The sequence below is a fragment of the Streptomyces sp. NPDC028368 genome (assembly GCF_055565615.1).
In genome coordinates this window covers 1-23,226 of the sequence record NZ_JBVHTY010000027.1, presented here as the reverse complement: position 1 = coordinate 23,226, position 23,226 = coordinate 1, and the positions used below count along the sequence as shown (strand labels likewise).

Here is a 23,226-nt window from a genome sequence, read left to right as displayed (position 1 = left end):
TGGGCTGTGCTGGACTATCGCTGCGCAGATCCATGATCGTCATTCTGGTGAGACAAGCCCGAGGCGGTAGGCGGCGGTGGCGGCCTGGACTCGGCTGGAGACGCCGAGCTTGGCGAGGATGTTGGAGACATGGACGCTGGCTGTCTTGGTGGAGATGTACAACTCCTCTGCGATCTCTCGGTTGGTGCGGCCGTTGGCGACCAGGTGGAGCACGTCGTGCTCACGGGGGGTAAGCCGAGGGTGCCGGCCTGGAGAGCGGTATTCGCGGGGCGGGGAGTTCAGGGGAAGTCGGGCCAGCCTGGCCAGCTGCTCGACGGCTGTCAGCAGGGCGCGAGCGCCGAGAAGATCGGCGTTGTGGCGGGCGGTTCGAAGACGGTCGGCCGCCGCTTGCCGGTCGCCGTTCTCGGCTGCTGCCTCCGCGGCTCGCAGGAGCGCCAGGCCTTGTTGATAGGGCTGGTGTAGCTCGCCCCAGGCGGTCGCGCAGCGGTCCCAGGCCGACGGCTGGGACGATCTACTGACCCGCGTGATTTCGGCGGTGAAGGTCAACCGCTGCGCTTGTTGGACCGGCCCGATGACGGGTAGCTCGGCGGCGAGCTCGCACAGGGCGGCCGGCAGCGTGGGGCTCGCGTGGGCGACTCGCGCACCGAGGACGAGCAACGGCCACAGGTAGCGTGGAGTTGATATGGCCTCGTTCCTGGCCAGTGTTTGCTCCACATTCGCAACGGCTTGTGCTTCGTTGCCCTTGGCGAGCGCCAGATCCGATGCGAAGCAGATCAGCGGGAGGAGGTCTTGGGCGTCGGAGATGCCCCAGCTGAACACGCCGTGGGCGAAGTCGGCAGCGGATTCGGCCAGCGGGATATCGCCTCGGGCCAAGGCGATCGAGCCGCGCAGGACCAGGAGATAGGCGCGGAAGCTGGGTGCGGGGGCGAGCTCGAGTGAATGGTCGAGAATCTCGGTCGCTTCGTCCCAGTGTCCTGTCGCGATCAGGGCCTCGGCCACGTTGGCGGCGTGCGTGGGCCCGAAGGTGCGCGAGAGTCCGGCACGGCTCGCTGCGGCGAGGCCGCGCTGCGCGATTTCGGCGGCCTGCTCGTATCGACCGGCGCCTTGGAGTACGTCGGCCTCGCATCGGAACGCGTGCATCAACGCGGCATGGTCATCGATGCGTTGTGCTGTTGCCCGTGCTGTGGCCAGGTGCGGCAGCTGCCGGTCCAGGTCGCGGGTACGGGCCTGCGCGTAGGCGAGGTTGATCGAGGCGAAGACCTCGGCCTGGATGTCGCCGGCAGCGTGCGCCGCCCGGATCGCCTCCGTGGCGATGGCGATTCCTTCCTCGTCACACGGCATGGTGAGCAGGCGATGAGTCAAGGTGTTCAGGACGCGTGGCCGGTCCGGGTGTTGCGGTGGCATGATCCGCGCCGCTGTCCGCAGATCATCGACGGCGCCGGGCTGTCCCAGGGCCTGACGCAGCTCTCCTCGGTGGCGGAACAGCTGCGCGGCGCGCGCGGGATCGGCGGCAGGATCGACGTCGGCGAGTGCGATGGCGATCAGTTTCATGCCGTGATCACCTTCGCCGGACAGCATCGCCGCCTCGATGGCCTTGTCCAGCACGGACCTTCGGTCGATTCCGAGCCGTCGTGCCACACCGGGCGCGTGATCCCACAGATCCAGGACCGTCTCCAGTATGCGCGACTGTTCGGCGTAGGCCAGTGATGCCTCGGCGCTCTCGGCGGCGTCCCACGCGGCCGCGAATGCTCGTTGCGGGTGTTGCTTGGCCACGGCGTGCCAATGGTGGGCCAGCTCAAGTGCAAGTGCGCCACGGCCGGGGGGAGCAAGGTGGGGATGGCGCTCCAACGCCTCTCCATACCGTACGTGCAGGACAGACCGCTCACCGGGCAGCAGCTCCCCCTCGATGACTTCCCGGATCAGCGCGTGCCGGAAGACGTAGCTGTCGCCGTCGACAACCAGCAGGTGCGATGCCACGGCGGGCCGCAGCGCGGTGGACAATGCTGGATCGTCGAGGCCGGTGACCTCGGCGAGCAGCGTATGACCCACGCGCACGCCGCCGACAGCGGCGGCACGGACCACGTTCTGGGTCTGCCCGGCGAGTCGCTCCAGTGGTGCAACCAGCAGATCGCGGATCGATGCCGGCAGTGGCGCACCCGGTCGGGCACCACAGGTCAGCAGTGCCTCCACCAGCAGTGGGTTGCCTTCGCTTCGCCGGTAGATCGTTTCGCTGAGCTCGGGAGTTGGCGGGTGTCCGAGCAGGCCACGCAGTTGCATGGTGACCTCGGTCTTGGTCAGTCTGCCGAGGTCGATTCGCTGTGCCCACGCCATGCGCTCCATCTCGGCGAGCTGCCGGCGCACCGGGTGTGCCGGGTTCAGCCGGTCACTGCGACAGGTCACCGCTGCCAGCACATCGGGAACGGACTGCTGGTTGCGGATGATGAACGTGAGCAGGTCCAAGCTGGACCGATCCGCCCAGTGAACATCCTCGACGACGAGGAGCACCGGTGCGCGTTGTCCGAGGGCCTGCAGGAGCGCAAGGAACTGTTCGAACAGGCGAGCGCGGGCGAGGTCGTTCTCGTCCGCGGAGTGCGGGCGGCCCAGGCTGGGCAGCAGCCGTCCGAGCTCGCCCGTCTCGCCGTTCGGCAGCAGGTGGCGGACTTCTTCCACGCCGATGGTGCGGACCAGCTCACGCAACATCGCGGTGAAGGGGGCGAACGGAAGGCCGGTCTCGCCTATCTCCAGGCATGCGCCAGTGAGCTGCCAGGTTGAAGCTGGCAGCTGTGCCGCGAACTCACTGACCAGCCGGGACTTGCCCACGCCGGCCTCTCCGGCGATCAGTACGGCGGACGGCTGGCCGCCGCCAGCGCGTTGGAATGCCTCGGTGAGCGCGGACAGTTCTTTCTCTCGCCCCGCCAAGACAGCGTTGGTCGTAGCCATGCCTCCAGTTTTTCAGATCGCGGTAAGCACGCGCGGTGAGGATCTAAGGCGTTCGCATAAGGCAGTCCTACGATGCGGAGCCGCCCCGGCCGGGGAGAGTCTCGGGTCGTGACCGTCTCTGATACCGGCCTTTCGGGCGCTACAACGTCCCGGTCGATCGCCAGCCGCCAGATGATCTTGCTTTTGCTTGTGTCATTCGGCTCGTTCATCGGCTTCTACCTGCTGCTCTCGGTCATTCCCCGGTATGTCGCCGCGGGTGGGGCTGGTGCCGGCGGTGCCGGCGCCGCAACCGGCGCCATGATGCTTGCCACCGTTCTGATGGAGTTGGCGGTGGCCCGCCTGGTGGCGGAATTCGGCTACCGGGCGGTGGCATCAGCAGGCCTGCTGATGCTCGCCGCTTCGGCGGCCGCACTCACCCTCTCTGAGCGAATGCCGCTGGTACTCGCCGTGTGCCTGCTCTGTGGAGCGGGCCTGGCGATCGTGGCCGTGGTCGGCCCCGCACTGACCGCCGAACTGGTGCCCGTGGAGCGTCGAGGTGAAGGACTCGGCCTGTATGGCGTGGTAGTCGGTGTACCCGCCGTGATCGGGCTGCCGCTGGGTATGTGGCTCAGCGGCCACCTCGGCTTTCACCTCGTCTTCCTGACTAGCGCGGGAGTATCTGTTGCCACCCTGGTCGCCGCGCTCGGCCTGCCGGCTCAGCAGGGTCGCAGCGAACGCCATGACGGGATGCTGGGCGGCCTTCGCGGCAGTGGGCTCGTCCGGCCCACGGTGGTCTTCGCCGCCTTCACGGTGGTGGCCGGCGTTGTGCAGACATTCTTGTCGTTGGCCATGCCCGCCAAGGCCCATGCCTGGGTTCCCCTCGCTCTCCTGGCGCAGACCGCCGTCACGCCGTTCGCGCGCTGGGCGGCAGGACGCCTGGGCGACCGCCGGGGCTCTGGACCGCTTCTGGTTCCCGCGGTGTTCACCGCGGCCGTCGGCACGGCGGGGCTGGTGTGGGTGGCAAGCCCGCTCGCGGTGATCGCGGGGATGGCGCTGTTCGGGATCGGGTTCGGCATCGGCCAGAACGCGACCTTGGCGCTGATGTTGGAGCGCGTCTCACCGACCGAGTTCGGCAAGGCCAGTGCGCTATGGAACCTCGCCTATGACGGCGGTTTCGGCATCGGAGCCGTCGGCTTCGGCCTGCTGATCGGACCAGTGGGCTACCCGGCCGGATTCGCTGTGACCGCGCTGGTACTCATCGTCGCGATCGTCCCCGCGTGGCGTGATCGCACAGCAGGAAAGGAAACCAACCATGAATCATGACCTTCGCCAGGCCGTGCGCCGGGTGCTACCCACGGTCCGAGCAGACCTCGAAGCACTGGTCCGGATCCCCTCGGTCAGCGCCGACCCCGGCTCCTTCGACGAGGTGCGCCGCTCCGCCGAACTGACAGCCCGCCTGTTCCGGAACATCGGCTCCCCGCAGGTCGAGATCCTGGATGACATCGAAGGCGGACAGCCCGCAGTTCTCGCACGCTACGCCGCCCCGCCCGGTCAACCCACGGTCTTGCTCTACGCCCACCATGACGTACAGCCCGCCGGCAATCTCGCAGGCTGGTCCAGCCCGCCCTTCCAACCGACCGAACACGACGGGCGTTTGTATGGCCGTGGCACCGCCGACGACAAGGCCGGCATCGCCACGCACCTCGCCGCACTGCGCGCCTACTCCGGCCGGCCGCCCATCGGCGTGACCGTGCTCGTCGAAGGTGAGGAAGAAATCGGATCACCGAACCTCAGCACGTTCCTCGACCGCCACCAGGACAAACTCAACGCCGACGTCATCGTGCTCGCCGACGCCGACAACCTGACCACCGGCACGCCCTGCCTGACCACCGGCCTGCGCGGGATCACCTCCTGCGTGGTGGAACTGCGCGCCCTACAGCGCGGCGTGCACTCCGGCACCTACGGCGGAGCCGCCCCGGACGCACTGACCGCGTTGTGCCGACTCCTCGCCACGCTCCACGACGAGCAGGGCAACGTCACCGTCGAAGGGCTCGGCACCGCAACGGCACCTGCTGGCGGCCTCTCCGAGGCGGGATTCCGAGCCGAGGCCGGTCTCCTCGACGGCGTTCACCTCCTCGGAAGCAGCAGCATCGCCCAGCAGCTCTGGGCCAGGCCCGCGGCCACCGTCCTCGCGATCGACGCGCCCCCAGTGGACGCCGCGTCCAATACGCTCACCCCCATGGCCAGGGCGAAGGTCGGACTACGGGTCGCACCAGGCGACGATGCAGTAGTGGCAAGGCAAGCCCTCGCCCGCCATCTGCGGCACCACACGCCCTGGGGACTGCACGTCACCGTCACCGAGGGCGAGGCCGGACAACCATTCGTCATCGACGCGCAAGGACCGGCATTCGACGCCGCTCGCAAGGCCTACGGCCGAGCCTACGGCAGCGATGTCCTCGACATCGGCTCCGGCGCCTCAATCCCCTTCATCGCCGCGTTCGCCCACGCCTACCCCGACGCAGCGATCCTGATCGCCTCTGCCGGAGCCGACGGCGACTCCCGCGCGCACAGCGTGAACGAAAGCCTGCACCTGGCCGACTTTGAACACGCCTGCCTTGCCGAGACCCTGCTCCTCACCGAACTCAGACAATGACCGCCACCCCGCGAACTGCCAGAGAATGCAAGGCAGTTTGCCGAGTCGACCTCGTGGGAGATGCCGCTCATGGGCCCGGAACGCGGCCCTTGGCCTCCAGCCTCCCGATCACGCGGCCTACAGTGATCGCCGTCAGAAGGACTCGAGGGCAGGTGACCGATGGCGTTCCTGACCGACCAACAGCGTCGCAACTTCGGGACGTTCACCGCGGTGCCCGACGAGGGGGAGCTGGCCGGGTACTTCATGCTGGACCGGGATGCCCGCCGGCGGGCGATGGCCTGCCGGGGTGCGAGGTCGCAGCTCGGGTACGGCGTCCAGCTCGGCACGGTGCGGTTCCTGGGCACCTTCCTGGACAATCCCGGGCACGCGCCGGCCGAGGCCGTCGCCTACGTCGCCGGCTGGCTCGGCCTCCCCCGACCGTGCTGGCCGGGTACGGCAGCGAGCGCACCCGCTGGGACCACCAGAACGCCATCAAACAGGCATACGGCTACCAGGATTTGAAGGGCCTGGCCTGGTGGAAGCCGGCCCGCCGGCTGTGGGCGCGCTGCTGGTCGGGCAACGAGCGCCCGATCGCCCTGTTCGACCTCGCCACCTTGCAGATGGTCTAGGACAAAGTCCTGCTACCTGGCGCCACCGTCCTCGACCGCCTGATCACCTCGATCCGCGAACGCGCCAACCAGCGCGCCTGGCGCATCCTGGCCGCCCTGCCCGACCCAGCCCAGTACACCGCGCGGGAAGGGCTGCTGCCGGTCGAGAACAGCCACCGCACCTCCAAACCGGACCGGCTACGCCGCTCTCCGCGCGCGATCACCGCGCCCGGGGCAGGGAAAGCCATCGACCGGTGCATCGAGAGCAACAAACTCGGCGCCTGTAGCTGGGACCTGTCCGACATCCCCGCCGGGCGACTGACGGCCCTGGCCTGCTACGCCTCCTCGGTGCGTGCTCAGGCCGTCGCCGACCTCGCCTCCCCGCGGAAGATAGCCACCCTGGTGGCCTTCGCCGCCGCCATGCGCACCCGCGCCGCGGACGAGGCGATCGACGTGTTCGACATCCTGATGGCCGACCTCACCCGCTCTTCCGCACACCGGGCGGAGAAGGCCCGGCTGCGCACCCTGTACGACCTGGACGGCGCGGCGCTGATGCTCCGCGAGGCGTGGATCACCCTCGCCCACGCCGCCGCCGATCCGGAACAGGACGTGCGCGCGGCCTTCGCCCTGCTCGATATCACCGCCACCCACCAGGCAGCCCGCACCGTCGGTGAGCCGGCCCGCCCGGCCGAGGACAGCTTCGCCGCCGAGCTGACTGCCCGTTACCGCACCCTCAACCAGCCACTGCGGCGCCTCGCCAAACACCTCGACATCCAAGGCGTCGAAGAGGCAGGGCCGCTGCTTCGGCGCTGAAGTTCCTGCCGAAGCTGGACCTGCCGAAGCTGGAGCGGACGCTGGCCACCAGCCGCCAGAGCCAGCTGTTCCCCCGCGATCCCCGTCGAGCAGTGTGGTGCCGGGGCCGACGGTGCGAGCACCCTGGCCCGATCTCTCACCGGTCCTGGGCGGGTGCTGCTTTCCCGTACCGGGGGTGGCCAGGGGCTTCGAGAACGCCCTCACGACCGTCGGGGAGATCAAGGCGCACCCCGTTCTGCCGCGTCCCCTGACCGTGTATGAGAGGAAGCAGCCGGGCCGCGACGCCGCCGAACTCACCGCGCTCGCCGACCACCTCACCGCCCACGGCCTGGTCCTGGAGATGCTCGCCGGACCCCTCGCCTGGATCTAGGACCCGGCCGGGCGCCGGCCGGACAGCTCTGCCAGCCTTAAGAGGTGATTATGAAGGAGGTCTCGTGAGCGACGACGAGAAGTCCCGCCTCGGGGAGTTCAGCACCCAGCTGGAGAGCGACGACATCGACGTCGTCTGCGGGGCTCTGGACGATTACCGGTCGGCACAGGCGACCACCAGGTGGGGCGTGGACAACCCTTACTGGCCGCTGGCCAACGAGGTGCGCTTCGTCGCCCGAGAGCTCCTCGCGCAACCTTCGTCCGGCCGCAGCCACGCGAGCGCTCTGACCGTGATGTGGCATCTCGCCGAGGAGGAGGACGCAGGCTTGATCGCCGACGCCCTCGAAAGCGCCACGGACGCTGGTGTGCGGGAGGATGCGCTTCTCGCGGCCGGCACCGCCCTCGCGGCGGGCGAGGAGCCGAACCGGCGACTGCTCGCGCTGATCACCACCATGGTGCTGGACGAGGGCCTCGATGTGCGGGATCGCAAGAACGCCATGCAAGCCCTGGACGATCTCGATCTCCCGGAGGTCGAGGACCTCATCGTCCGTCTCAGTGCGTCGTCCGAACTGGAACTCCAGGTGTGCGCAGCGGGCTGTCTCGCGACGCCCCTGCGGCTCCGCCTCCACCGCGACCGCGTCAGGCGGCTCGCAAAGTCCTGGCCCAAGGACGCGGGTTGGGAGGCCGCGCACATTCGCGAAGCGCTCGAGGGCTTCCACAGCACCTATTGGAAAGGCACCGAGTTGGGCGATCCGGTACTCCGGAAGGCCCATGACGAGCTGAGGTTCCCGCTCAGCGACGTGGGATGCCTGCAAGCATTCGCCACCCTGCTGCGCAGCGAGGACCCGGTCGCCGTGGGCATCGCGCTCGACCATTACGAGTCCTCGGAGGGGCTGCGTTACGTCCTGGTAGAGGACGAGGAACGTGCCGAGGCCTACCTGTCCGAGGTGCTGGACCGCGCTCGTGAGGTGCTCCGGCGGCCGATGTCTCCCGCCGAGGTGAGCGCCCTGAACATGATCGGGAAGCGGCACGCCGAGCCCGGCGACGCCGACCTCCTGCTGGACGTTCTCACGCGCACGGACTCGGACGCGGTGCGCGAGGAGGCCATCTGGATGGCCTACGGCGTGCTCGACGAGGCCGAGGTGAAGGACGAGAGGCTCGTCGCCGCCCTGGGCGACCTGATCTTCAACCCGTCCGTCGGCACGAAGGAGACAGCGATCCGCATCCTGGCCGACAGCCTCGGCGCGGACGCCGACGGCATTCTCCTGCGGGCGCTTTGCGAGGGTGAGCCGAAGGTGCAGGCCCACGCGTCCTATTTCCTGGTCAGGACGGGAGGCCTGGATCGGCACCGCGCCATCCTGGAGGAGGTTGCCGAAAGCTGGGGCGACCGGCCTCCCCAGCGCCCCTGGGGCCAGGACCCCATTGAGCTGATCTTCGGCAAGCCGCACAGCGTCCACTGGGAAGGACACCGGCTGGCGGACCCGGACCTGTATCGCGCCCATAAGAGGCTGAGGGCTCCCACGGTGGACGAGTCGTATCACCGGGCGCTTCGCACGCTGCTCGAAAGCGACGACCAAGCAGCCGTGGGCATCGCCCTGGACCACTGGTGGAGTCCCGACGGCGCCGTGAAGCGGGGCGGCGAGGAAGCACGTGAACCTGAGAGGGCACTCGTCCTGGACCGCATCCGGGAGGTTCTGCGGCGGCCCCCCTCACCGGCCGAGCTCAGCCGCATGTACGGGCCCGAGGCCAAGCACCTCACCGCGCTGTCGGCGCTGGACGTCGTGGCAGCGCAAGAGCCGTCCCTGCTGGCCGAGGTCGTGGAGGCCGCCGCGAGCGATCACGTTCGCGAGCGGGCTCTCGATGCGGTGGAAACGGTGTTCAAGGGCGCAGAGGAGGCTGACCTACGGCTCGTCGAGGCGCTTGGGAATGTCGCCTGCGACGAGAGCGTGCCGTTGAATGACCGCGTCAGGGCACTGGAACTGCTGGACGAGTCTCCGGGGACCAACTCCGTGCACGCGCTCGTCCGGGCGACGCACTGTACCGAGGTGGAAGTTCAAGCCGCTGCGGCATGGGGGCTGATGTGGGACGAGGTCATCGAGGACCATCGCGCCATGCTTGAGGAACTGAGCACGAGCTGGCCCGTGGAGGACGTCCCGTGGGAGGTCACGCGAGTGCGGGAGACGCTCAACGCCGCTAAGGAGTGAGGCAGGCCTACGTAGCCACCGTCACGGTCCCCGCGATGTTCCAGCGCGGCAGCTGACAGCCACAGGGGGCGCGAAGCCGACGTTTCATAGGTGTTCGCCTGTGAAACACCGTCACCGCGCAGACGCGTCCAGGTCGAACCGTGTTTCATGAGTTGTTGCTAACGGCTCGACAGTTTGCAACAACTCATGAACCAGTCAGGACTCGTGAGCGACGCCTTCAAGCGCGTGGAATCGCACGACTGTCCGATGCCCACCTGCGGCGCCCCCGCGGGCTCGCCATGCCGCACCGGCAAGGGCAAGGTGGCCATCCAGTACCACACCGCCCGCTTCCGCCTCGTGCCCCAACTTGCCAAAGCCCTCAACGTACCGACCCCCGCCGTGCGCAAGCCCGGCTCGGCCTGGGCCGAGCTGCCCCGGCCGAGGTACACCGGCGCCGAACCCGTCGGGCACGCCCGCCTGGGGTACGCCCGTGCATCCACGGCCCGGCAGTCTCTCGACTCCCAGCTCGACTCTCTCACCGAAGCCGGAGTGACCCGGATCTTCTCCGAGAAGATCTCCACCCGCGCCACCCAGCGCCCCGAACTGGACAAGGCCGTCGCCCTCGCCGGCGAACTACGCGCCTCCAGGGTGCGCGTCACACTCGTCGTCCACGAGCACAAGCGGCTCGGCCGCGGCATCGAACTGGCGACTCTGGCCGAGGAACTGAAGGCGAGCGACGTCGGCCTGGAGTTTCTCACCGGTGAGCTCCAGGGCTCACATGACCCCTCCGGAGTCGTGTTCACCGTGCTGGCCGCCCTGTCAGGCATGGAACGTGAGTACATCCGCGACCGCACCCTGGAAGGCCACGAGTCCGCCCGCAAGCGCGGCAAGACGATCGGCGGCGCGGGAGTCACTGACGAGTCCATGCTGTCCATGGCCCTCCACCTGCGCGAGCTGGAGATGAGCCTGCGAGACATCGCCAAGCGGCTCGTCATCACCACCGGCAAGAAGAAGGGCCGGCACCCCTCACCCGCCACCGTCATGCGGATGCTGCGTGAGCACGACGAACAGACGGCCACAGCCGCTGAAGGCACCCGGATAGCCCCGATTCCTTAGCGTTCAATCCAGGAGGAATACCGGCGGGACCCCGAAGCTACGGGCGGCCCCATCAAGAAGTAAGGGGCTACTCCTGCGGCCCGAAAATCTCCTCGACGAACAGCGCTGTGGGCAGGTCGGACAACGCCTGGATCCGCACCTAACCGAGTGCCGGCGGGTCCTCGGCTGGACGGCGTCCCCAGGCCGAGATCAGCGGCGCTAGTGTCAGGTCGAGTTCGCCCGCGTGGATGGCAGCCAAGTGCGCGTCGATCTCGGCGTCGTCGGCCAGGCCGGCCGCGAGCAGCTCGCCGCGCACGTGCCGGATGGTCGCCGCCTCCAGCCGGTCGCAGGCCGGCCCGCCGACCGGGAAAGAGCCCGCCGCGGCGACATCTACCAAGCCGGCCTCACGCAATCCCCGCGGCAGTGTCCGGCCGTAGCGCAGGTCCGCGCCGCGGCGCGTCAGCAGCTCCCGGACCGCGTCTCGCAGCCGGTTGGCCCGCCGCTGCGCCGGGCCGCTGTCGTCCAGGCATGCCAGTGGCTGCAGAGCGGTATCGGCGTCCTCGACCAGCAGCCAGCCGCCGGGCCGCAGCGCCGCCGCCATCGTGGCCAACGCCCGAGCCCGGTCGGGTACATGGACCAGCACGAGCCGGGCGTGCACCAGATCGAACGTCCCCGGCTCCGGGGGCGGATCAGCGGCGACGTCGTGCCGGCGCACCTCGTACCCGCCGCCTGCCTTCAGCCACGACGGGTTGATGTCCGTGGCCAGCACGTGCCCGGTCGGACCGACGGCCGCCGCGAGCGCCTCCGGGATACTGCGGCCACCGGCCCCCACCTCCCAGCAGCGCGAGCCAACCCTGACCCCCAGTCGATCGAAGTGCCCCCGCGTCACACCGTCGAACAGCTCGGCCAGCCAAACGAATCGCTCGCCCGCCTCGGCGCGCGCGTTGTCCAGCAGGTACCCGCGGGCGGGAGCGGGCTCTCCACCGAGTGCGGTAGTCCCGCCTATCGGATCCGGTCGGCCGGCGACGTGCGGCGGGCGGGGCGAGGAGGTCATCACTACATGGTCACCTCCCCAGACCACCAGCGCCACGACGACGGGAGGGGGATATCTCACACGGCCAGCGAACCCCGCACGTCCTACAGCACGGTTCTGCACCGTGACGCGCCGGAAGGGGTACGTGTATTCGGCCCCCACAGTCAGCGCACCAGGCGCGGGACAGCGCGCTGACCGGACTGTCGGCTACGGCCGGTTGGCAATGCCGCCCTGAGCGCTTGGGAGCCACGCCACAATGGGCTCAGGGGACGGCCCTGGGAAGCCTGTGTCCCGCCTCAGGCACGCCCTCGTGCCAGCCTGCTCAGGCCTCGAGCCAGACACTCACCAGGTACTCTTCCTGCTCACGCTCGCCGTCCCGGCCCCGCGTCTGCATTGTGACGTGCCACCGGCATCCGGGCGCCGGATCGGGCAGGAACGCACTCATGACGTGATCCTCCTCCCCGCGGTAGTCCTCCTCCGGCACCGCCCAGAGCCGCCCCCCGTTTCCGGTCAGGGTGAACTCCACAGTGTCCTCCCACTCCCCAAGGTCCAGCGGGACTGGACAGGGGAAGGTTTCTGCGTAGATGGTCAGCGGTCGGTCCCCCCCCCCGGCCCCGGGAATCGATACGGACACCATGGTCACCGGGCGCAGTATCACTAATCCGCCCCGCAGGCCCGACGATGTGAGAGTAGCCCCGGGTGTACCCCTGGCCCCTGTTCGCCTTCGGTGAAGATCACCAGTGGTCGGCGGGGACGGCTGGGGTCATCTGTTCAGGCTTCGCGGGCAGCGGCTTGCAGTCGACGACGGCGTCGTGCGGGCCGCCGAGGGGGTTGGTTGCGCTAGGGCCTGTCGTCAAACTCCCGTCGTTCGCCCGAAGGGCGGGCCCCGCGGCGTCTGGTGCACTGCGTTCGCTGCACTCACTCCGTCTCGGCTCCACAAAGCCAGCGGATGCCGAGCGCGATCGCAAGGCGGAGGGTCGCCCCGATACTGGGCGTATCGGGGCGAGCCCGACAACGCAGCGAGCGGGCGTGCCAGGCGTCGCGGGGCAGGCGGGAGTTTGACGACAGGCCCCAGGCGCCACGCTTGACTGGCCACCAGCAGCTCCCCGACGTGTCATGGCCGCGGCGAGGCCGCGTCCAGGAGAGCACGTCCAGCCTTGGTGAGCTCGTGCGTGGCCGTGCGACCGGCCCGGCTACTGTCGATCAACCCGGCGTCTCGCAGGATTGCCAGGTGTTCGCTGGCCGTCGGGGGCGTGACGCTCACCAGCCTGGCCACAACGGTCGTCTGCAGCGGAGTGGCGAGCGCGGCCAGGATCCTCGATCGAGTCACCCCCAGAAGACGGTCAAGCGACCTCGGAGTGGGAGGTGCCGCCCAGAGGTACCGCCCGGATGCCGGGTAATAGATCGCCGGAGTCCAGTGGTCCGAGGTGGTGCACTGCATCCGGTCGGTGATGAACAGCGACGGAACGAGAATGAGTCCCTCAGGGCAGTCGACGTCGATGTCGACGGTCTTCTCGACGGTGATGGTGTCGCCCTCGCACGCAGCGGAAGGGTGCAGGCGCGGAAGGACTGCGCGCAACCCCTCGCGGTTGACCTGGATGGCCCGATCCAGCATCTCGGCACGCAGCGCCTGCCGCATGGACGGCCATTCCGGTTCTACAACTGCCTTCCAGAGGCGGCGCAGCGCATCGGCGGCCTCGGACCTGGCTCGGTCCGGGTCATCGAGCAATCGGCGGCCCATTTCCGCCCCACGCCCCCTCGTAGCGTCGACCAGCTCGGCGTACGTCTGGTCCGCCGGCGCGGCGAGGAGAGCATCCATGCCTTCCTCGAACGTTGACTCGCTGGACATCGGCGATGGGTCAAGGAAGTCGGGTCGATACGCGCCATCGGCCATGAAGACCGTGAGCGCCCGCAGGTCCGGGAGCGAGAGACGGTGATGGCGACGGCGAAGCCACGGGTGGAACATCGGGTGACGCTGCGGTTCGGTCAAGAGCTGGGCAAGACTGACCACTTCGTGCATCGGCGACATCGCCCAGCGCACGCTCGCAGCACCAACGCCCAATCGGTAGCGGATCACTCCACTACTGTTAGGCCACCGCCGAAGTGAGCGCGAGCAGAACGGCGAAGCCCCGAGACTCGGCTCATGACCGACACGGAGTCGATAGCCCGGTTTTCCAAGCAACCCCAGCGAGCCCAACAGACGCGAACGATCCGGCTGGGCGCCGGCGGATCGACCATCGAAGTCCTCGCCGGCCCGGCGGAGACCAACGGGATCGTGAGCATCTACCGATGGCGCATGTCGCCCTCCAGCCGGGGACCTGCCCCGCACTTTCACACGACCTTCAGCGAGACCTTCATCGTTGAAGAAGGTGAAGTCGACTACTTCGATGGGCAGGCCTGGCGAACACTGCTGCCCGGCGACACCACGCATGCCGCGGTGGGTGACGTCCACGCCCTCCGGAAGGAGCGCGCCGAACCTGCCACCCTCCTTATGGCACTCTCGCCAGGCGTACCGCGGGAGAAGTACTTCGCACAGCTCGCCACCGTGAACGAGCGGGGCCTGAGCCGGCTCCACGAAGCCCACGACAACCACTTCGTCGACGACCACGAGCGGTGAGGGCACCGGCAACGGCACGCGCCCCGCCCCCGACCCACCCCACTACCTGGAATGCGCTCGTAGAACTGCTCCCGTGCGTGATCGCCACCGCCGAGCCGGGTCCGGAGGCCGACTTCGTCCGCAGTGGCCCTCAAGGCGTTGGTGAACTCCGCCTACGACCTGGAACAGGCTGGCGAGGCGTTCACCACGTTCGGCGCCAGCACCCTCGGCAAGATCGCGCTCACCGTCGCCCGATCCACCCCTATCCCAACGGGTTTCCCAGCAAAGGATTCACTGTGCCCAGCATCGCCATCGTCGGAGCCGGCCCCGGTATGGGCCTGGCCATCGCCCGTACCTTCGGCTCCCGCGGCTTCGACGTCGCTCTCATCGCCCGCAACCGCGACAAGCTCAACGACCTGGCCGGCCGGCTCGACGCCGAAGGCATCACCGCCGCCGCATTCCCCGCGGACGTACTCGACCATGACGCACTCACCCAGGCGCTCAAGGACGCCGTCACCCGCTTCGGCGGCATCGACGTCCTGGAGTACTCCCCAGCCGGGAACATCGAATCCACGCCGCTCACCGCTCCATCCGAGACCAACCCGTCCGATGTGCAGTGGGCGATGGACTTCCTGCTCTACGGGGCCATCGCCGCCACACGGGCCGTGCTGCCCGCAATGCGCGAGGCCGGCGCGGGCACCCTGCTCTACACCAACGGCGCCGGCTCGGTCAACCCCACTCCGATGCTCGGCAACCTCAACGCCGCCCAGGCCGCGCTGCGCAACTGGGTACTCAGCCTGCACAAGGAACTGGCCGACACCGGCGTCCAGGCCGCGCACGTCGCCATCGGCGTGTGGATCGGCACGGATGGCCCGCCCGGAGTACCGGCGGCCTCGGCCGAGGAGGTCGCCCCCCTCTACTGGGCCCTGCACACGCAGCGCGACGAAGTCGAGCGCGTCTTCACCGTGTGACGCCGTCCCGGCCCTCCCCGTCCCACCATCGTTGATCCCTGAACCGCCAGTACGGCGGTGGCCGGCCTCGGTGCCATGGGACAACCGATTGCGAGAGGAAGTACCGAAGATGGCCAAGCTGCAGAGCCTGGACTCGAATACGCCGGTGTTCGCGCAGTTCAAGGAGGAGGCCGGGCCCATCGTCCTGGCCAACACCTTCTTGGTTCCGAAGGAGAGGACCGAGGCGTTCCTGACCCTCTTTCGGAGGCAGGCGGAGTTCATGAAGGCTCAGCCGGGATTCGTCTCCCTGCAGATGCACAAGGGAACGGCGGGCAGTCGACTTCTGATGAACGTCGCGGTCTGGGAGTCGACCGAGGCTCTCGCCACGGCGTTCGGCAGCCCGGAGTTCCAGCGCATGGCGGCCGAGTTCCCCGACGACATCGTGTCGTACCCGCACATCTTCGAGCGGGTCGACGTATGACACCGGAGCTGTACAGGCGTCACTGTGCTCGTCAGCGACCCCGCCCTGCACGGCACCCTTCCCACTCGCTCGGCCAGCGACACTCCTGACGAACGCGCCATGCCCATCCCCTCCTCACCCCATGGCCAAGCCCTCCTCGGCCCGGCGTTTCACCCCAGGGAGCGACGCCAGGCGGACGGGGCTTCAGGATGCCGACCCGGCCGCACCGTCCGCAGCCGACTGTGCGCTTTCCGCCTCGGGCGCGGTGCGGGGGCCGGGCACCGTGGCCGTGGCGGCGGCGAGGTCGCGGTGGGAGTTCATGTCCAGCTCGAACCGGCCGTAGGGGTTCACGTGGGTCCAGAACAGCGGGGACAGGGCCCGCCGGTCGGCGTCGGTGAGGTAGTCGCAGAGGAACGCCGTGCGTGCGGCGCGGCCCAGCTCCTCGATCGCCTGGTAGGTGGGGTGCTTGGGGCCGCCGCGGGTGAAGCGGCGCAGGACCTGCTCGGCCTCGGCGGTGCCCAGGCGCAGGGCGGTGGTGTACTTCACGATCTGGTCGTACTGCTGGCGGATCAGGTCCCAGTTGATCGTCTTGGTGGACAGCACCGGCGCCAGATGGGGCCAGGTGTCGTCCTCCCCGGCGGCTGGCCGGTACAGCCGGGCCGAGCCGACGTTCTTCATGTGACCAGGCGATCCGAATGTGGGCTCCTCGGGTGGATTTCCTGCCTGGTCAGTCCGCGTCTGATCATCTCGACCATGGCGGGCAGAACTCCACGTGGATTTGTTCCCACCCGTGTGCATGCAAATCTGGCCAGTGGTAGATGCTCCGGCAGACGTGGTAGTTACATCCGCCTGAAATGTACAGCTCTGTAGCGGCAGCGGGAGGGCCTTCCTTCGTGACGGTGAATATGTGCGGAGCCGCTTCCCGAAACGCCGTCGCACTGCCTGTCAGGAACAGGGTCTCGGCGTGGACGTGCTGGTGGAGCAGGTTCCTGTTCTCTGGATCGCTTGGTGCCGCGTAATTGATCTCGCAGGTGTCGGCCGGCAGGTCTCCCTCGGGCAGCCTTGCGGTTCGTATGTCGCGGGGAGCGTTCCCTGCACGAATGTGCGCCCGCAGCTTCTTCCATCGGGACGGCCGGAACTGTAATGCCCGGTGGGCCAGCACGAGGTCGAGCGGCGTCTCGTCGTCGTGGACGCCCCCGAGCTCCTTTGCAGGGGTGCGCATCGGAAGGTAGACCAAGGACCTCGGGGATCGCGCTGCGAGCAGCCACAGGGCGCCAATGCGTCGGCCGTCCGTCCGGTCCACATACATGTTGTATTGGTCAGATTTGTATTTGTAGAGGGCCCCGTTCTTTAGTGGTTTGAATGGGCTGATCACTCGGTATTCCTCGTCCCCGAGTCGCACCTGCTGGACGGTGATCTTCATTCGCAGGCTGTCCCGAGTGAGGGCGGCCCTCGATGCAGCCATCCGGTCGTCTCCCGCCTGTGGATTTGATCTCTCACCGTGATTGTCTTGGTCAGAGGAACGGAATTCCCTGCAACGTAGATAGTGAGGCGCCGTCATCTTCTCAGCTCCCGCGGCGGATGCTGGGAGAGTCCCACGAGGGTAGGGCCCGGCAGGATCCCGGTGAGTAGATCAGGCGGCCCGCGCGAGTTGGTCTGGCCGGGTTGCCGGTGGTCCGGCCTGACGGGCTGCCTTGCGGGTGAGCCGCCTGGTCATGAGCGTGATGGCGGCCCACGTGATCAACGTTTCGGAGTGCTGGACGAGTCGTTCGTAGTCCCGTGCGTGCCGGCAGGCGTGCATTATCCAGGCGAGCGACCGTTCCACGACCCACCTGCGCGGAAGCACGACGAAGCCGGAGCTGTCCTTGGGGCGGCTGACGGTTTTGATCGTGAGGTTCAGGTGCTGTTTGCCCCAGGTCACGAGCCTTCCGGCATAGGCGGAGTCGGCCCAGACGATGGTGATTTCGGGGTGTATCAGACGGAGACGGAATTGGACTCAGGATGCGTTCGCGATGCGGTTACTGTGACCATTCGCCGAACGTTTCCTTCCGGCGCCTCCAGGCCCTCACCTTGCACCGCGTCGCAGTACAAGGCCGCCGACCTCCGGTCGACGCCAGCGATCCACCGGGCCCCGCACTCGGGACACTCGACCTCGCCCGCACCGTCCTGCACGGCCGCCAGGCGCTTGGGCAACCGCCGGTCCGTGCGCCACTGCCTGGCACGACACGCCGAGGAACAGAACGAGGCATCAGGCCGGACCCCCGGCCTCAGCCGTTCGCCACAAGCCCGACAGATCCGCTCCTCGGCCCGTCCGGCGCCCTTGGACACCACGCCAGCGTAGAAAACAGGTACTCAGCCTCCACGATGCGATCGAATCCCTCCCCCAGGCCGCCGAGAGCCGCGACGGCTATGAACGCACCAAGTTCAAGCACTGGGTCGACGCGGACCGCGACGGCTGCAACACCCGGGCTGAGGTCCTTATCGCCGAATCCCGTATCCCCGCCGAGATCGGACCCGGCTGCAAGATCCTGGGCGGCGAATGGTTCAGCTACTCCGACCAGCAGACAGTCACCGACCCCAAGGGCCTCGACATCGACCACATGGTGCCGCTGGCCGAGGCCTGGGACTCGGGTGCCTTCCAGTGGACCGCCGCCCGCCGCCCGGCCTACGCCAACGACCTCGACGCCGAACGCAGCCTGGTCGCGGTCACGGCCAAGACCAACCGTTCCAAGGCCGACCAGGACCCGGCCGAGTGGATGCCGCCGGCCGCCGAGGCCCACTGCACCTATGTCGCCGACTGGGTCGCCACCAAACTCCGCTGGGACCTCACCATCGACCACACCGAGCGCAACGCCCTGCGCGACCTCGCCACCACCTGCCCCGACACCGACCTCGAGTACGAACCGGTATAACCGTCGGCTCCGGTCTCCCGCTCTGCGAAGGTTTTAGACCTGAACCATCGAGGTTGAGCGACTCCGTCTGCACGGCGGGGGCCCGCTGGCTACGGGCCCCCGGACGTCGCAGGAGCGCTGGGCGCCTGGAGCAGGACCAAAGGCAATGTGCGAGATGTAAGGCACCGTCCCCCGCCTCGGCAGGGCGTGACCACGTGACAGCAGGTGCTCCCCATTCAACGTACCAGCAGCGAAGCTTGGGATATGAACGCCTCGATGGCGAGCCTGGCTTGCGCGTCCCGTCTGTCCCGCTCCGCTCGGTCCTGGGCGTTCGACAGATCCCACGTGCACTGGTAGGCCGATTCGGCCGCGCGGGTCACTTCCCCATCCTCGGTGAGCAGTTTGACCCGATAGAGCGCTTGCCGTGCCACTGTCCGGAGTCGGTGTGCTTCATCCCGGGCGACGAGGAATGCCTCTCCATCCGGCTCGTCCAACTTGAGGTACCAGCGGGCCGCCTGACCGTAACGGTAGTCCTCCGCTGCTGCAGCGAACGCACCGTACGCGGTTGTGCGCTCCTGCCGGAGCGCCTCGGACCGTGCGAACAGCTCACTGCGCTGCGACGCATTCCGCTGGAAGACATGTGTGATCACGGAACCCAACAGCGTGCCGGCAACCGCTACGAGACTTGTCCATATCGCTTCCACAGAACCAGCCGACCATATAAATGCCACAGCTCAGCCTGTTTTTCTTGCTGCCCCTGAGCGGTGCCTCGTACCAGGTCGTGTTTGAGGTTCGGTCGACACAGCCAAAGCCTTGATCGACATTTCGGGCACCGCCTAGCGTCAGGGCGGTGGATTCTATGCACCGGCCGGCCGCCCGGGTCATCTGCTTGGACGCTACCCACCGCCTGCTTCTCCTGCACTGGCGTGATCCGTTCGACGGAACATGGCTCTGGGAGCCGCCCGGCGGCGGCATCGAGCCGGGTGAGACACCGCTGGTGGCGGCACGATGCGAACTGGCCGAGGAAACCGGACTCGACCCGGATGCGGTCCTTGATCGGTCGGTACCAGTCGACCGTGATGTGCAGTGGAACGGCAAGCGGTACATCGGGACGGAGCATTTCCTCGTCGCTCGATTCACCGACGAGCAGCCATCGCTGGTGCGGACTGGCCTGCTTCCCCATGAGCAGACCAACCTGGATACGGACGCCTGGATCGCGTGGTCCGACCTGGGCTCGCTGCCGGACCCGGTTGAGCCGCCGCAGTTGCTGTCTGTGCTCGGCGCCCGGGTGCCGGACGGCCCGTGGTGTGATCGTGATCGTGCATGACGTGCGGTCACAGCGATCACCGTATGCGGGCGAGAGCTGGCCCGAGATGGCGGTGCGCCGCAGACGCAGGGCTGCGGCGCACCAAGGGCTGGTGGGAGTGACCAGGTCTCACCAGCGGTTCAGCGGTCAGTGGCCATGGCGGCCCCAGCTCTTGGTGTCGACGATGCGGTGGTGGTCGTTGCGCAGGGTGGCGGTGTCGCCGTTGTTGTCCCAGACGTAGGCGCGGCGGTCCTGGAAAAGGTCGAAGCGGTTGTCGCAGCAGGTATCGCAGTGAAACCCGCTCGACCTGCTCACCTCAGTGACGAGACCATGGACAGATGCCGTCGACCGAATCAGCAGCCCGCGAGCTTCAGGACCGTGCCGCTCTCAGGAGTATTGGCGAGACACACGCAACCCACGTCGTCACTGCTGCCTGTGATGCACTCACTGCCGGCCTCGACAGTCCTGCCCTGCGGATCTTGGCCGCGTGCACCCGCACGGAGGCGGAGTACGACGTCCCCGACCTCCTTCCCCCAGCACTCGACGAACTGGGCCTCACCTTCTACCCAGTGGGCAGCGTTGCCGGACAGGAAGCCGCCACACGAGCACTTGCCGCCCGAATGCTTGCCGGCAAGCTGACGCCACGCGAGCTGGCCTTCCGGACCCACCAGCACTTCGGGCACGAGCTGCCCCTGGCCGAGCGACTCGCCGAACTGGACGACGAGTACGACACCCTCGAATACAGCGACAGAACACCGGCACAGATCGACGCCGATGTCACGGCCGAAGCTCTTCGGCTTGCACAGCACCCTCATGCTCCAACCGAACCCACTGATGCACCGCGCGGTGGTCACGTTCCGAGGGGTTCGGGTGTCTCGGGTCGGTGCTCGGCGGCGGCCAGCACCGGATAGTCGGTGTACCCGGTCTCACCGCCCGTGTACATCAGGCCCTGGTCTCGCACCGGGTTGAGCGGTGCGCCGATGCGCAGTCGTTCCACCAGGTCGGGGTTGGCAAGGAACGGGCGGCCGAGCGAGATCAGTTCGGCTCCTGCGGCGAGCAGCCGCTCGCCCTCGTGCTTTCCGCCATCGGCCGGCAACGGTTTCCCCCTCCCGAGGACCGGGTTGGCGACCAGCGTGCCCGGCCACGTCTTCCGGATCTCCTGGAAGAGGGGCTGGTCCGGATCCGCGAAGACGACGTGCAGGTAGGCAAGGCCGGCATCGGCCAGGGCAGCGATGAGCGCCGGGTAGATGTCCTCGGTGTCACCCTCGTCTATGCCGTTGACGGTGAGTCCGGGCGAGATCCGCACGCCTACCCGCTCCGGGCCGATCGCGTCGGCGACGGCTTGGACCACCTCGACCGTGAACCGAATGCGGCCGGCCACCGAGCCGCCGTAGGCGTCGGTGCGGTGGTTGGTTCCCCGCGCCAGGAACTGGTGCAGAAGGTAGCCGTTGGCGCTGTGCACCTCCACTCCGGCAAAGCCCGCGTCGATGGCGTTGCGGGCGGCGGCCGCGAAGTCGGCCACGGTGGAGTGGATCTCGTCGGTGGTCATCTCACGCGGCACGACGGAGGGCTGGTGCCCGCCGGGGGTGAAGATCGTCTCCGGGAGCGGGACCGGCGAGGGCGCAACCGGCGTCAACCCGCTGTTGTCGGGGTGGCCGACCCGGCCACCGTGCTGCAACTGTAGGAACATCCGGCCGCCCGCATCGCGCACGGCGTCGGTGACGCGTCGCCATCCGGCCACGTGTGCCTCGTTGTAGATCGCGGTGATGTTGGGGTAGGTCTGTCCCACGGCGTTCGGTGTGGAAGCCTCGGCGATGATCAGCCCCGCGGAGGCACGCTGGGCGTAGTAGGTGGCCATGATCGGTTGCGGGACACCGTCGGCCCCGGCGCGGTTGCGGGTCATTGGCGCCATCACCAGGCGGTTGGGCAGGCGCAGGGCGCCGAGGCGGGCGGGTTCGAAGAGGCGGGAGTCAACTGGTGTGTTCGTCATGCCTGTACGGTAGAAGCTGACATCAGTGTCAGGTTCAAGTCCTGAGTCGGCATGCGAGGTGGGGAATGCGGATCGGTGAACTGGCTCGGCGCAGCGGGGTGAGCGAGCGTTCGCTGCGCTATTACGAGACGCAGGGGCTGTTGAGCGCCGAGCGTACTCCGGGTGGCCAACGGCACTACGGCGAGTGGGCGGTCGACCGGGTCATCCGCATCCAGGCACTCTACGCCGCGGGGCTGAACAGCAAGAAGATCGCGCAGCTGCTCCCTTGCATGCGTGACGCGGACGGCGCCCCAAACGAGATCGCCACGCCACGGCTGGTCAACGAACTCACTGCGGAACTGGACCGCATCAATCAAATGATCACCGACCTGATCCGCTCCCGCGACGTCCTGGGCGAAGTCATCGCCACGGCCTCGGCCGGAGTGCATACCTCCGTTGTCTCCCGCGCCGACACGGTCGGGGCCGTTCGCGGAGGTCCGATTGCCAGAGGCCACGCGCAGTCCCCGAGACCGTCATCAACGCGACAGTCAACATCCTGACGACGAGCGTTCACCTCACGATCCTCGCTTTGTTCCACCTCGAGCCCGCATGGCTGGGGAAGGAAGGGGAGCAGGTCTGGGGAGCCCTGAGCAGGGGGTGGGGATTTTCACCGAGCGCCAACAGATGGAACCTCACCGTCGACCACACCGAACGCAACGCCCTGCGCGACCTCGCCACCACCTGCCCCGACACCGCCCTCGAGTACGAGCCGGTGTAGCCACAGCCGTGGCTCCCGCATGCCTCGCCGGATAAGTCTCGACGCCGGCCTGTCGCGTCGCGTGGCCGCGCTGGTCACCCGATCGAATGCTATGGATCGCGATAGTGCGACTCACGGGGAAACCTGGTGCTCGCCCGCCACCCCGGCCCCACGGAGGTTCCCATGCGCGGCCCGATATCTACGGCGGCGGACAGCAGCGTCCAGCGGCCGCGATCCTCCCTTGGTCAGGTTCCCTGGTTGATGGCACGCACCACGGCCAGGGTTGGAGCCAAGGAGCGCTCGGACGGCATTCGGAGCTAGTGCTGTCAAGCTGATCCGCAGGTCAGCGTCCCACACACTGTTAAGGCATGTTAGGCACGTGAGAACCATGAGGTGAACTGGGGCAGAGACGAAACGGCCCCGGCTGCTGCCCCTCATACAAGTGGAAGGGCAGCGGCTGTCCGCTGTCATCCAAGCGAGGCGTTTGACAGTGAACCCAGTCGTTCGGGCTTCTTTGCCGTCGAACCTGGTCGTGTGAGGTAGACGCGCCGGGGGTTGGGTGGCTGTATCGGCTGGAGTGGAGTCCGCGGGGCCGTACGTTGAGCTGCCGTACACGGGCCCCGTACGCGAGCGCGTAGGTCGCCT

At 68.0% G+C, this 23,226-nt stretch carries 20 protein-coding genes and 5 pseudogenes; 14 read left to right on the top strand and 11 right to left on the bottom strand.

The window, feature by feature from the left end:
- Nucleotides 1–39: 39 nt before the first annotated feature.
- Nucleotides 40–2,940: a helix-turn-helix transcriptional regulator gene (locus tag ACZ4S3_RS38165; protein WP_467943158.1), complete on the bottom strand. Its 2,901-nt coding sequence runs from the start codon at nt 2,938–2,940 to the stop codon at nt 40–42.
- Between the two features lie 108 nt (nt 2,941–3,048).
- On the opposite strand from ACZ4S3_RS38165, the gene ACZ4S3_RS38160 reads away from it, so the two are divergent.
- From ACZ4S3_RS38160 to ACZ4S3_RS38130, 7 genes and pseudogenes are all read left to right on the top strand, one after another.
- A complete protein-coding gene (locus tag ACZ4S3_RS38160) occupies nt 3,049–4,242 on the top strand; it encodes an MFS transporter (RefSeq protein ID WP_467943157.1) in 1,194 nt (397 codons plus the stop codon).
- A complete protein-coding gene (locus ACZ4S3_RS38155; RefSeq protein WP_467943155.1) occupies nt 4,232–5,572 on the top strand; it encodes a M20/M25/M40 family metallo-hydrolase in 1,341 nt (446 codons plus the stop codon). The genes ACZ4S3_RS38160 and ACZ4S3_RS38155 overlap by 11 nt, the downstream gene beginning before the upstream one ends.
- 159 nt (nt 5,573–5,731) lie before the next feature.
- Nucleotides 5,732–6,180 (top strand): annotated as a pseudogene (locus ACZ4S3_RS38150) (DUF4158 domain-containing protein).
- 327 nt (nt 6,181–6,507) lie between these two features.
- Entirely contained in the window at nt 6,508–6,972 is a 465-nt protein-coding gene (locus ACZ4S3_RS38145) for a hypothetical protein (protein WP_467943154.1), read from the top strand.
- Between the two features lie 175 nt (nt 6,973–7,147).
- Nucleotides 7,148–7,342, top strand: a complete 195-nt coding sequence (locus ACZ4S3_RS38140) for a hypothetical protein (RefSeq protein WP_467943152.1) — start codon at nt 7,148–7,150, stop codon at nt 7,340–7,342.
- 64 nt (nt 7,343–7,406) lie between these two features.
- Nucleotides 7,407–9,545, top strand: a complete 2,139-nt coding sequence (locus ACZ4S3_RS38135; protein ID WP_467943151.1) for a hypothetical protein — start codon at nt 7,407–7,409, stop codon at nt 9,543–9,545.
- Nucleotides 9,546–9,731: 186 nt separating this feature from the next.
- A complete protein-coding gene (locus ACZ4S3_RS38130; RefSeq protein WP_467943150.1) occupies nt 9,732–10,640 on the top strand; it encodes a recombinase family protein in 909 nt (302 codons plus the stop codon).
- A gap of 139 nt (nt 10,641–10,779) precedes the next feature.
- Here ACZ4S3_RS38130 and ACZ4S3_RS38125 read toward each other — a convergent pair whose 3' ends face one another.
- From ACZ4S3_RS38125 to ACZ4S3_RS38115, 3 genes are all read right to left on the bottom strand, one after another.
- On the bottom strand, nt 10,780–11,673 hold the full coding sequence (locus tag ACZ4S3_RS38125) for a methyltransferase domain-containing protein (RefSeq protein WP_467943148.1): 894 nt from the start codon (nt 11,671–11,673) through the stop codon (nt 10,780–10,782).
- Nucleotides 11,674–11,974: 301 nt separating this feature from the next.
- Nucleotides 11,975–12,178, bottom strand: coding sequence for a hypothetical protein (locus ACZ4S3_RS38120; RefSeq protein WP_467943146.1), 204 nt, complete (start codon nt 12,176–12,178; stop codon nt 11,975–11,977).
- Between the two features lie 588 nt (nt 12,179–12,766).
- A complete protein-coding gene (locus ACZ4S3_RS38115; protein WP_467943144.1) occupies nt 12,767–13,729 on the bottom strand; it encodes a DUF5937 family protein in 963 nt (320 codons plus the stop codon).
- 66 nt (nt 13,730–13,795) lie between these two features.
- Between ACZ4S3_RS38115 and ACZ4S3_RS38110 the strand changes: the two genes are divergently transcribed.
- The 3 genes from ACZ4S3_RS38110 to ACZ4S3_RS38100 all read left to right on the top strand — a co-directional run bounded on the left by ACZ4S3_RS38110 (nt 13,796) and on the right by ACZ4S3_RS38100 (nt 15,679).
- Nucleotides 13,796–14,269: a cupin domain-containing protein gene (locus tag ACZ4S3_RS38110; protein WP_467943143.1), complete on the top strand. Its 474-nt coding sequence runs from the start codon at nt 13,796–13,798 to the stop codon at nt 14,267–14,269.
- 275 nt (nt 14,270–14,544) lie between these two features.
- On the top strand, nt 14,545–15,219 hold the full coding sequence (locus tag ACZ4S3_RS38105) for an SDR family NAD(P)-dependent oxidoreductase (protein WP_467943142.1): 675 nt from the start codon (nt 14,545–14,547) through the stop codon (nt 15,217–15,219).
- 109 nt (nt 15,220–15,328) lie between these two features.
- Nucleotides 15,329–15,679 (top strand): antibiotic biosynthesis monooxygenase family protein, encoded by a 351-nt coding sequence (locus ACZ4S3_RS38100; RefSeq protein WP_467943140.1) that lies wholly within the window; start codon nt 15,329–15,331, stop codon nt 15,677–15,679.
- A 183-nt stretch (nt 15,680–15,862) separates the two neighbouring features.
- Here the strand turns inward: ACZ4S3_RS38100 and ACZ4S3_RS38095 are convergent, their stop codons facing one another.
- The 3 genes and pseudogenes from ACZ4S3_RS38095 to ACZ4S3_RS38085 form a co-directional block, all read right to left on the bottom strand.
- Entirely contained in the window at nt 15,863–16,336 is a 474-nt protein-coding gene (locus tag ACZ4S3_RS38095; protein ID WP_467943139.1) for a Tn3 family transposase, read from the bottom strand.
- A 64-nt stretch (nt 16,337–16,400) separates the two neighbouring features.
- Nucleotides 16,401–17,081 (bottom strand): hypothetical protein, encoded by a 681-nt coding sequence (locus ACZ4S3_RS38090; protein ID WP_467943138.1) that lies wholly within the window; start codon nt 17,079–17,081, stop codon nt 16,401–16,403.
- Nucleotides 17,082–17,354: 273 nt separating this feature from the next.
- Nucleotides 17,355–17,654, bottom strand: a pseudogene (locus ACZ4S3_RS38085) (transposase); the annotation flags it as partial.
- 355 nt (nt 17,655–18,009) lie between these two features.
- Here ACZ4S3_RS38085 and ACZ4S3_RS38080 point away from each other — a divergent pair.
- Nucleotides 18,010–18,570: pseudogene (locus tag ACZ4S3_RS38080) on the top strand (HNH endonuclease family protein); the annotation flags it as partial.
- Nucleotides 18,571–18,785: 215 nt separating this feature from the next.
- Here the strand turns inward: ACZ4S3_RS38080 and ACZ4S3_RS38075 are convergent.
- Nucleotides 18,786–19,199 (bottom strand): hypothetical protein, encoded by a 414-nt coding sequence (locus ACZ4S3_RS38075; protein ID WP_467943136.1) that lies wholly within the window; start codon nt 19,197–19,199, stop codon nt 18,786–18,788.
- 209 nt (nt 19,200–19,408) lie between these two features.
- Between ACZ4S3_RS38075 and ACZ4S3_RS38070 the strand changes: the two genes are divergently transcribed.
- Nucleotides 19,409–19,876, top strand: coding sequence for an NUDIX domain-containing protein (locus ACZ4S3_RS38070; RefSeq protein WP_467943135.1), 468 nt, complete (start codon nt 19,409–19,411; stop codon nt 19,874–19,876).
- 126 nt (nt 19,877–20,002) lie between these two features.
- Here ACZ4S3_RS38070 and ACZ4S3_RS38065 read toward each other — a convergent pair.
- The 3 genes and pseudogenes from ACZ4S3_RS38065 to ACZ4S3_RS38055 all read right to left on the bottom strand — a co-directional run.
- Nucleotides 20,003–20,131, bottom strand: a pseudogene (locus tag ACZ4S3_RS38065) (lamin tail domain-containing protein); the annotation flags it as partial.
- 77 nt (nt 20,132–20,208) lie between these two features.
- Nucleotides 20,209–20,670, bottom strand: coding sequence for a hypothetical protein (locus tag ACZ4S3_RS38060; RefSeq protein ID WP_467943134.1), 462 nt, complete (start codon nt 20,668–20,670; stop codon nt 20,209–20,211).
- A gap of 35 nt (nt 20,671–20,705) precedes the next feature.
- On the bottom strand, nt 20,706–21,845 hold the full coding sequence (locus tag ACZ4S3_RS38055; protein ID WP_467943133.1) for an alkene reductase: 1,140 nt from the start codon (nt 21,843–21,845) through the stop codon (nt 20,706–20,708).
- A 65-nt stretch (nt 21,846–21,910) separates the two neighbouring features.
- Between ACZ4S3_RS38055 and ACZ4S3_RS38050 the strand changes: the two are divergent.
- Together ACZ4S3_RS38050 and ACZ4S3_RS38045 are read left to right on the top strand one after the other, a co-directional pair.
- Nucleotides 21,911–22,261, top strand: a pseudogene (locus ACZ4S3_RS38050) (MerR family transcriptional regulator); the annotation flags it as partial.
- A gap of 152 nt (nt 22,262–22,413) precedes the next feature.
- Nucleotides 22,414–22,602 (top strand): hypothetical protein, encoded by a 189-nt coding sequence (locus ACZ4S3_RS38045; protein ID WP_467943131.1) that lies wholly within the window; start codon nt 22,414–22,416, stop codon nt 22,600–22,602.
- Nucleotides 22,603–23,226: the final 624 nt, after the last annotated feature.

Excerpts from the sequence above, each read along its gene's own strand:
- ACZ4S3_RS38165 (WP_467943158.1), bottom strand. The coding sequence starts at position 2,940 with ATGGCTACGACCAACGCTGTCTTGGCGGGGCGAGAGAAAGAACTGTCC.
- ACZ4S3_RS38100 (WP_467943140.1), top strand. The coding sequence starts at position 15,329 with ATGGCCAAGCTGCAGAGCCTGGACTCGAATACGCCGGTGTTCGCGCAG.
- ACZ4S3_RS38090 (WP_467943138.1), bottom strand. The coding sequence starts at position 17,081 with ATGAAGATCACCGTCCAGCAGGTGCGACTCGGGGACGAGGAATACCGA.
- ACZ4S3_RS38055 (WP_467943133.1), bottom strand. The coding sequence starts at position 21,845 with ATGACGAACACACCAGTTGACTCCCGCCTCTTCGAACCCGCCCGCCTC.
- ACZ4S3_RS38155 (WP_467943155.1), top strand. The coding sequence starts at position 4,232 with ATGAATCATGACCTTCGCCAGGCCGTGCGCCGGGTGCTACCCACGGTC.
- ACZ4S3_RS38070 (WP_467943135.1), top strand. The coding sequence starts at position 19,409 with ATGCACCGGCCGGCCGCCCGGGTCATCTGCTTGGACGCTACCCACCGC.
- ACZ4S3_RS38095 (WP_467943139.1), bottom strand. The coding sequence starts at position 16,336 with ATGAAGAACGTCGGCTCGGCCCGGCTGTACCGGCCAGCCGCCGGGGAG.
- ACZ4S3_RS38125 (WP_467943148.1), bottom strand. The coding sequence starts at position 11,673 with ATGACCTCCTCGCCCCGCCCGCCGCACGTCGCCGGCCGACCGGATCCG.
- ACZ4S3_RS38060 (WP_467943134.1), bottom strand. The coding sequence starts at position 20,670 with ATGAGGGTGCTGTGCAAGCCGAAGAGCTTCGGCCGTGACATCGGCGTC.
- ACZ4S3_RS38130 (WP_467943150.1), top strand. The coding sequence starts at position 9,732 with ATGAACCAGTCAGGACTCGTGAGCGACGCCTTCAAGCGCGTGGAATCG.
- ACZ4S3_RS38110 (WP_467943143.1), top strand. The coding sequence starts at position 13,796 with ATGACCGACACGGAGTCGATAGCCCGGTTTTCCAAGCAACCCCAGCGA.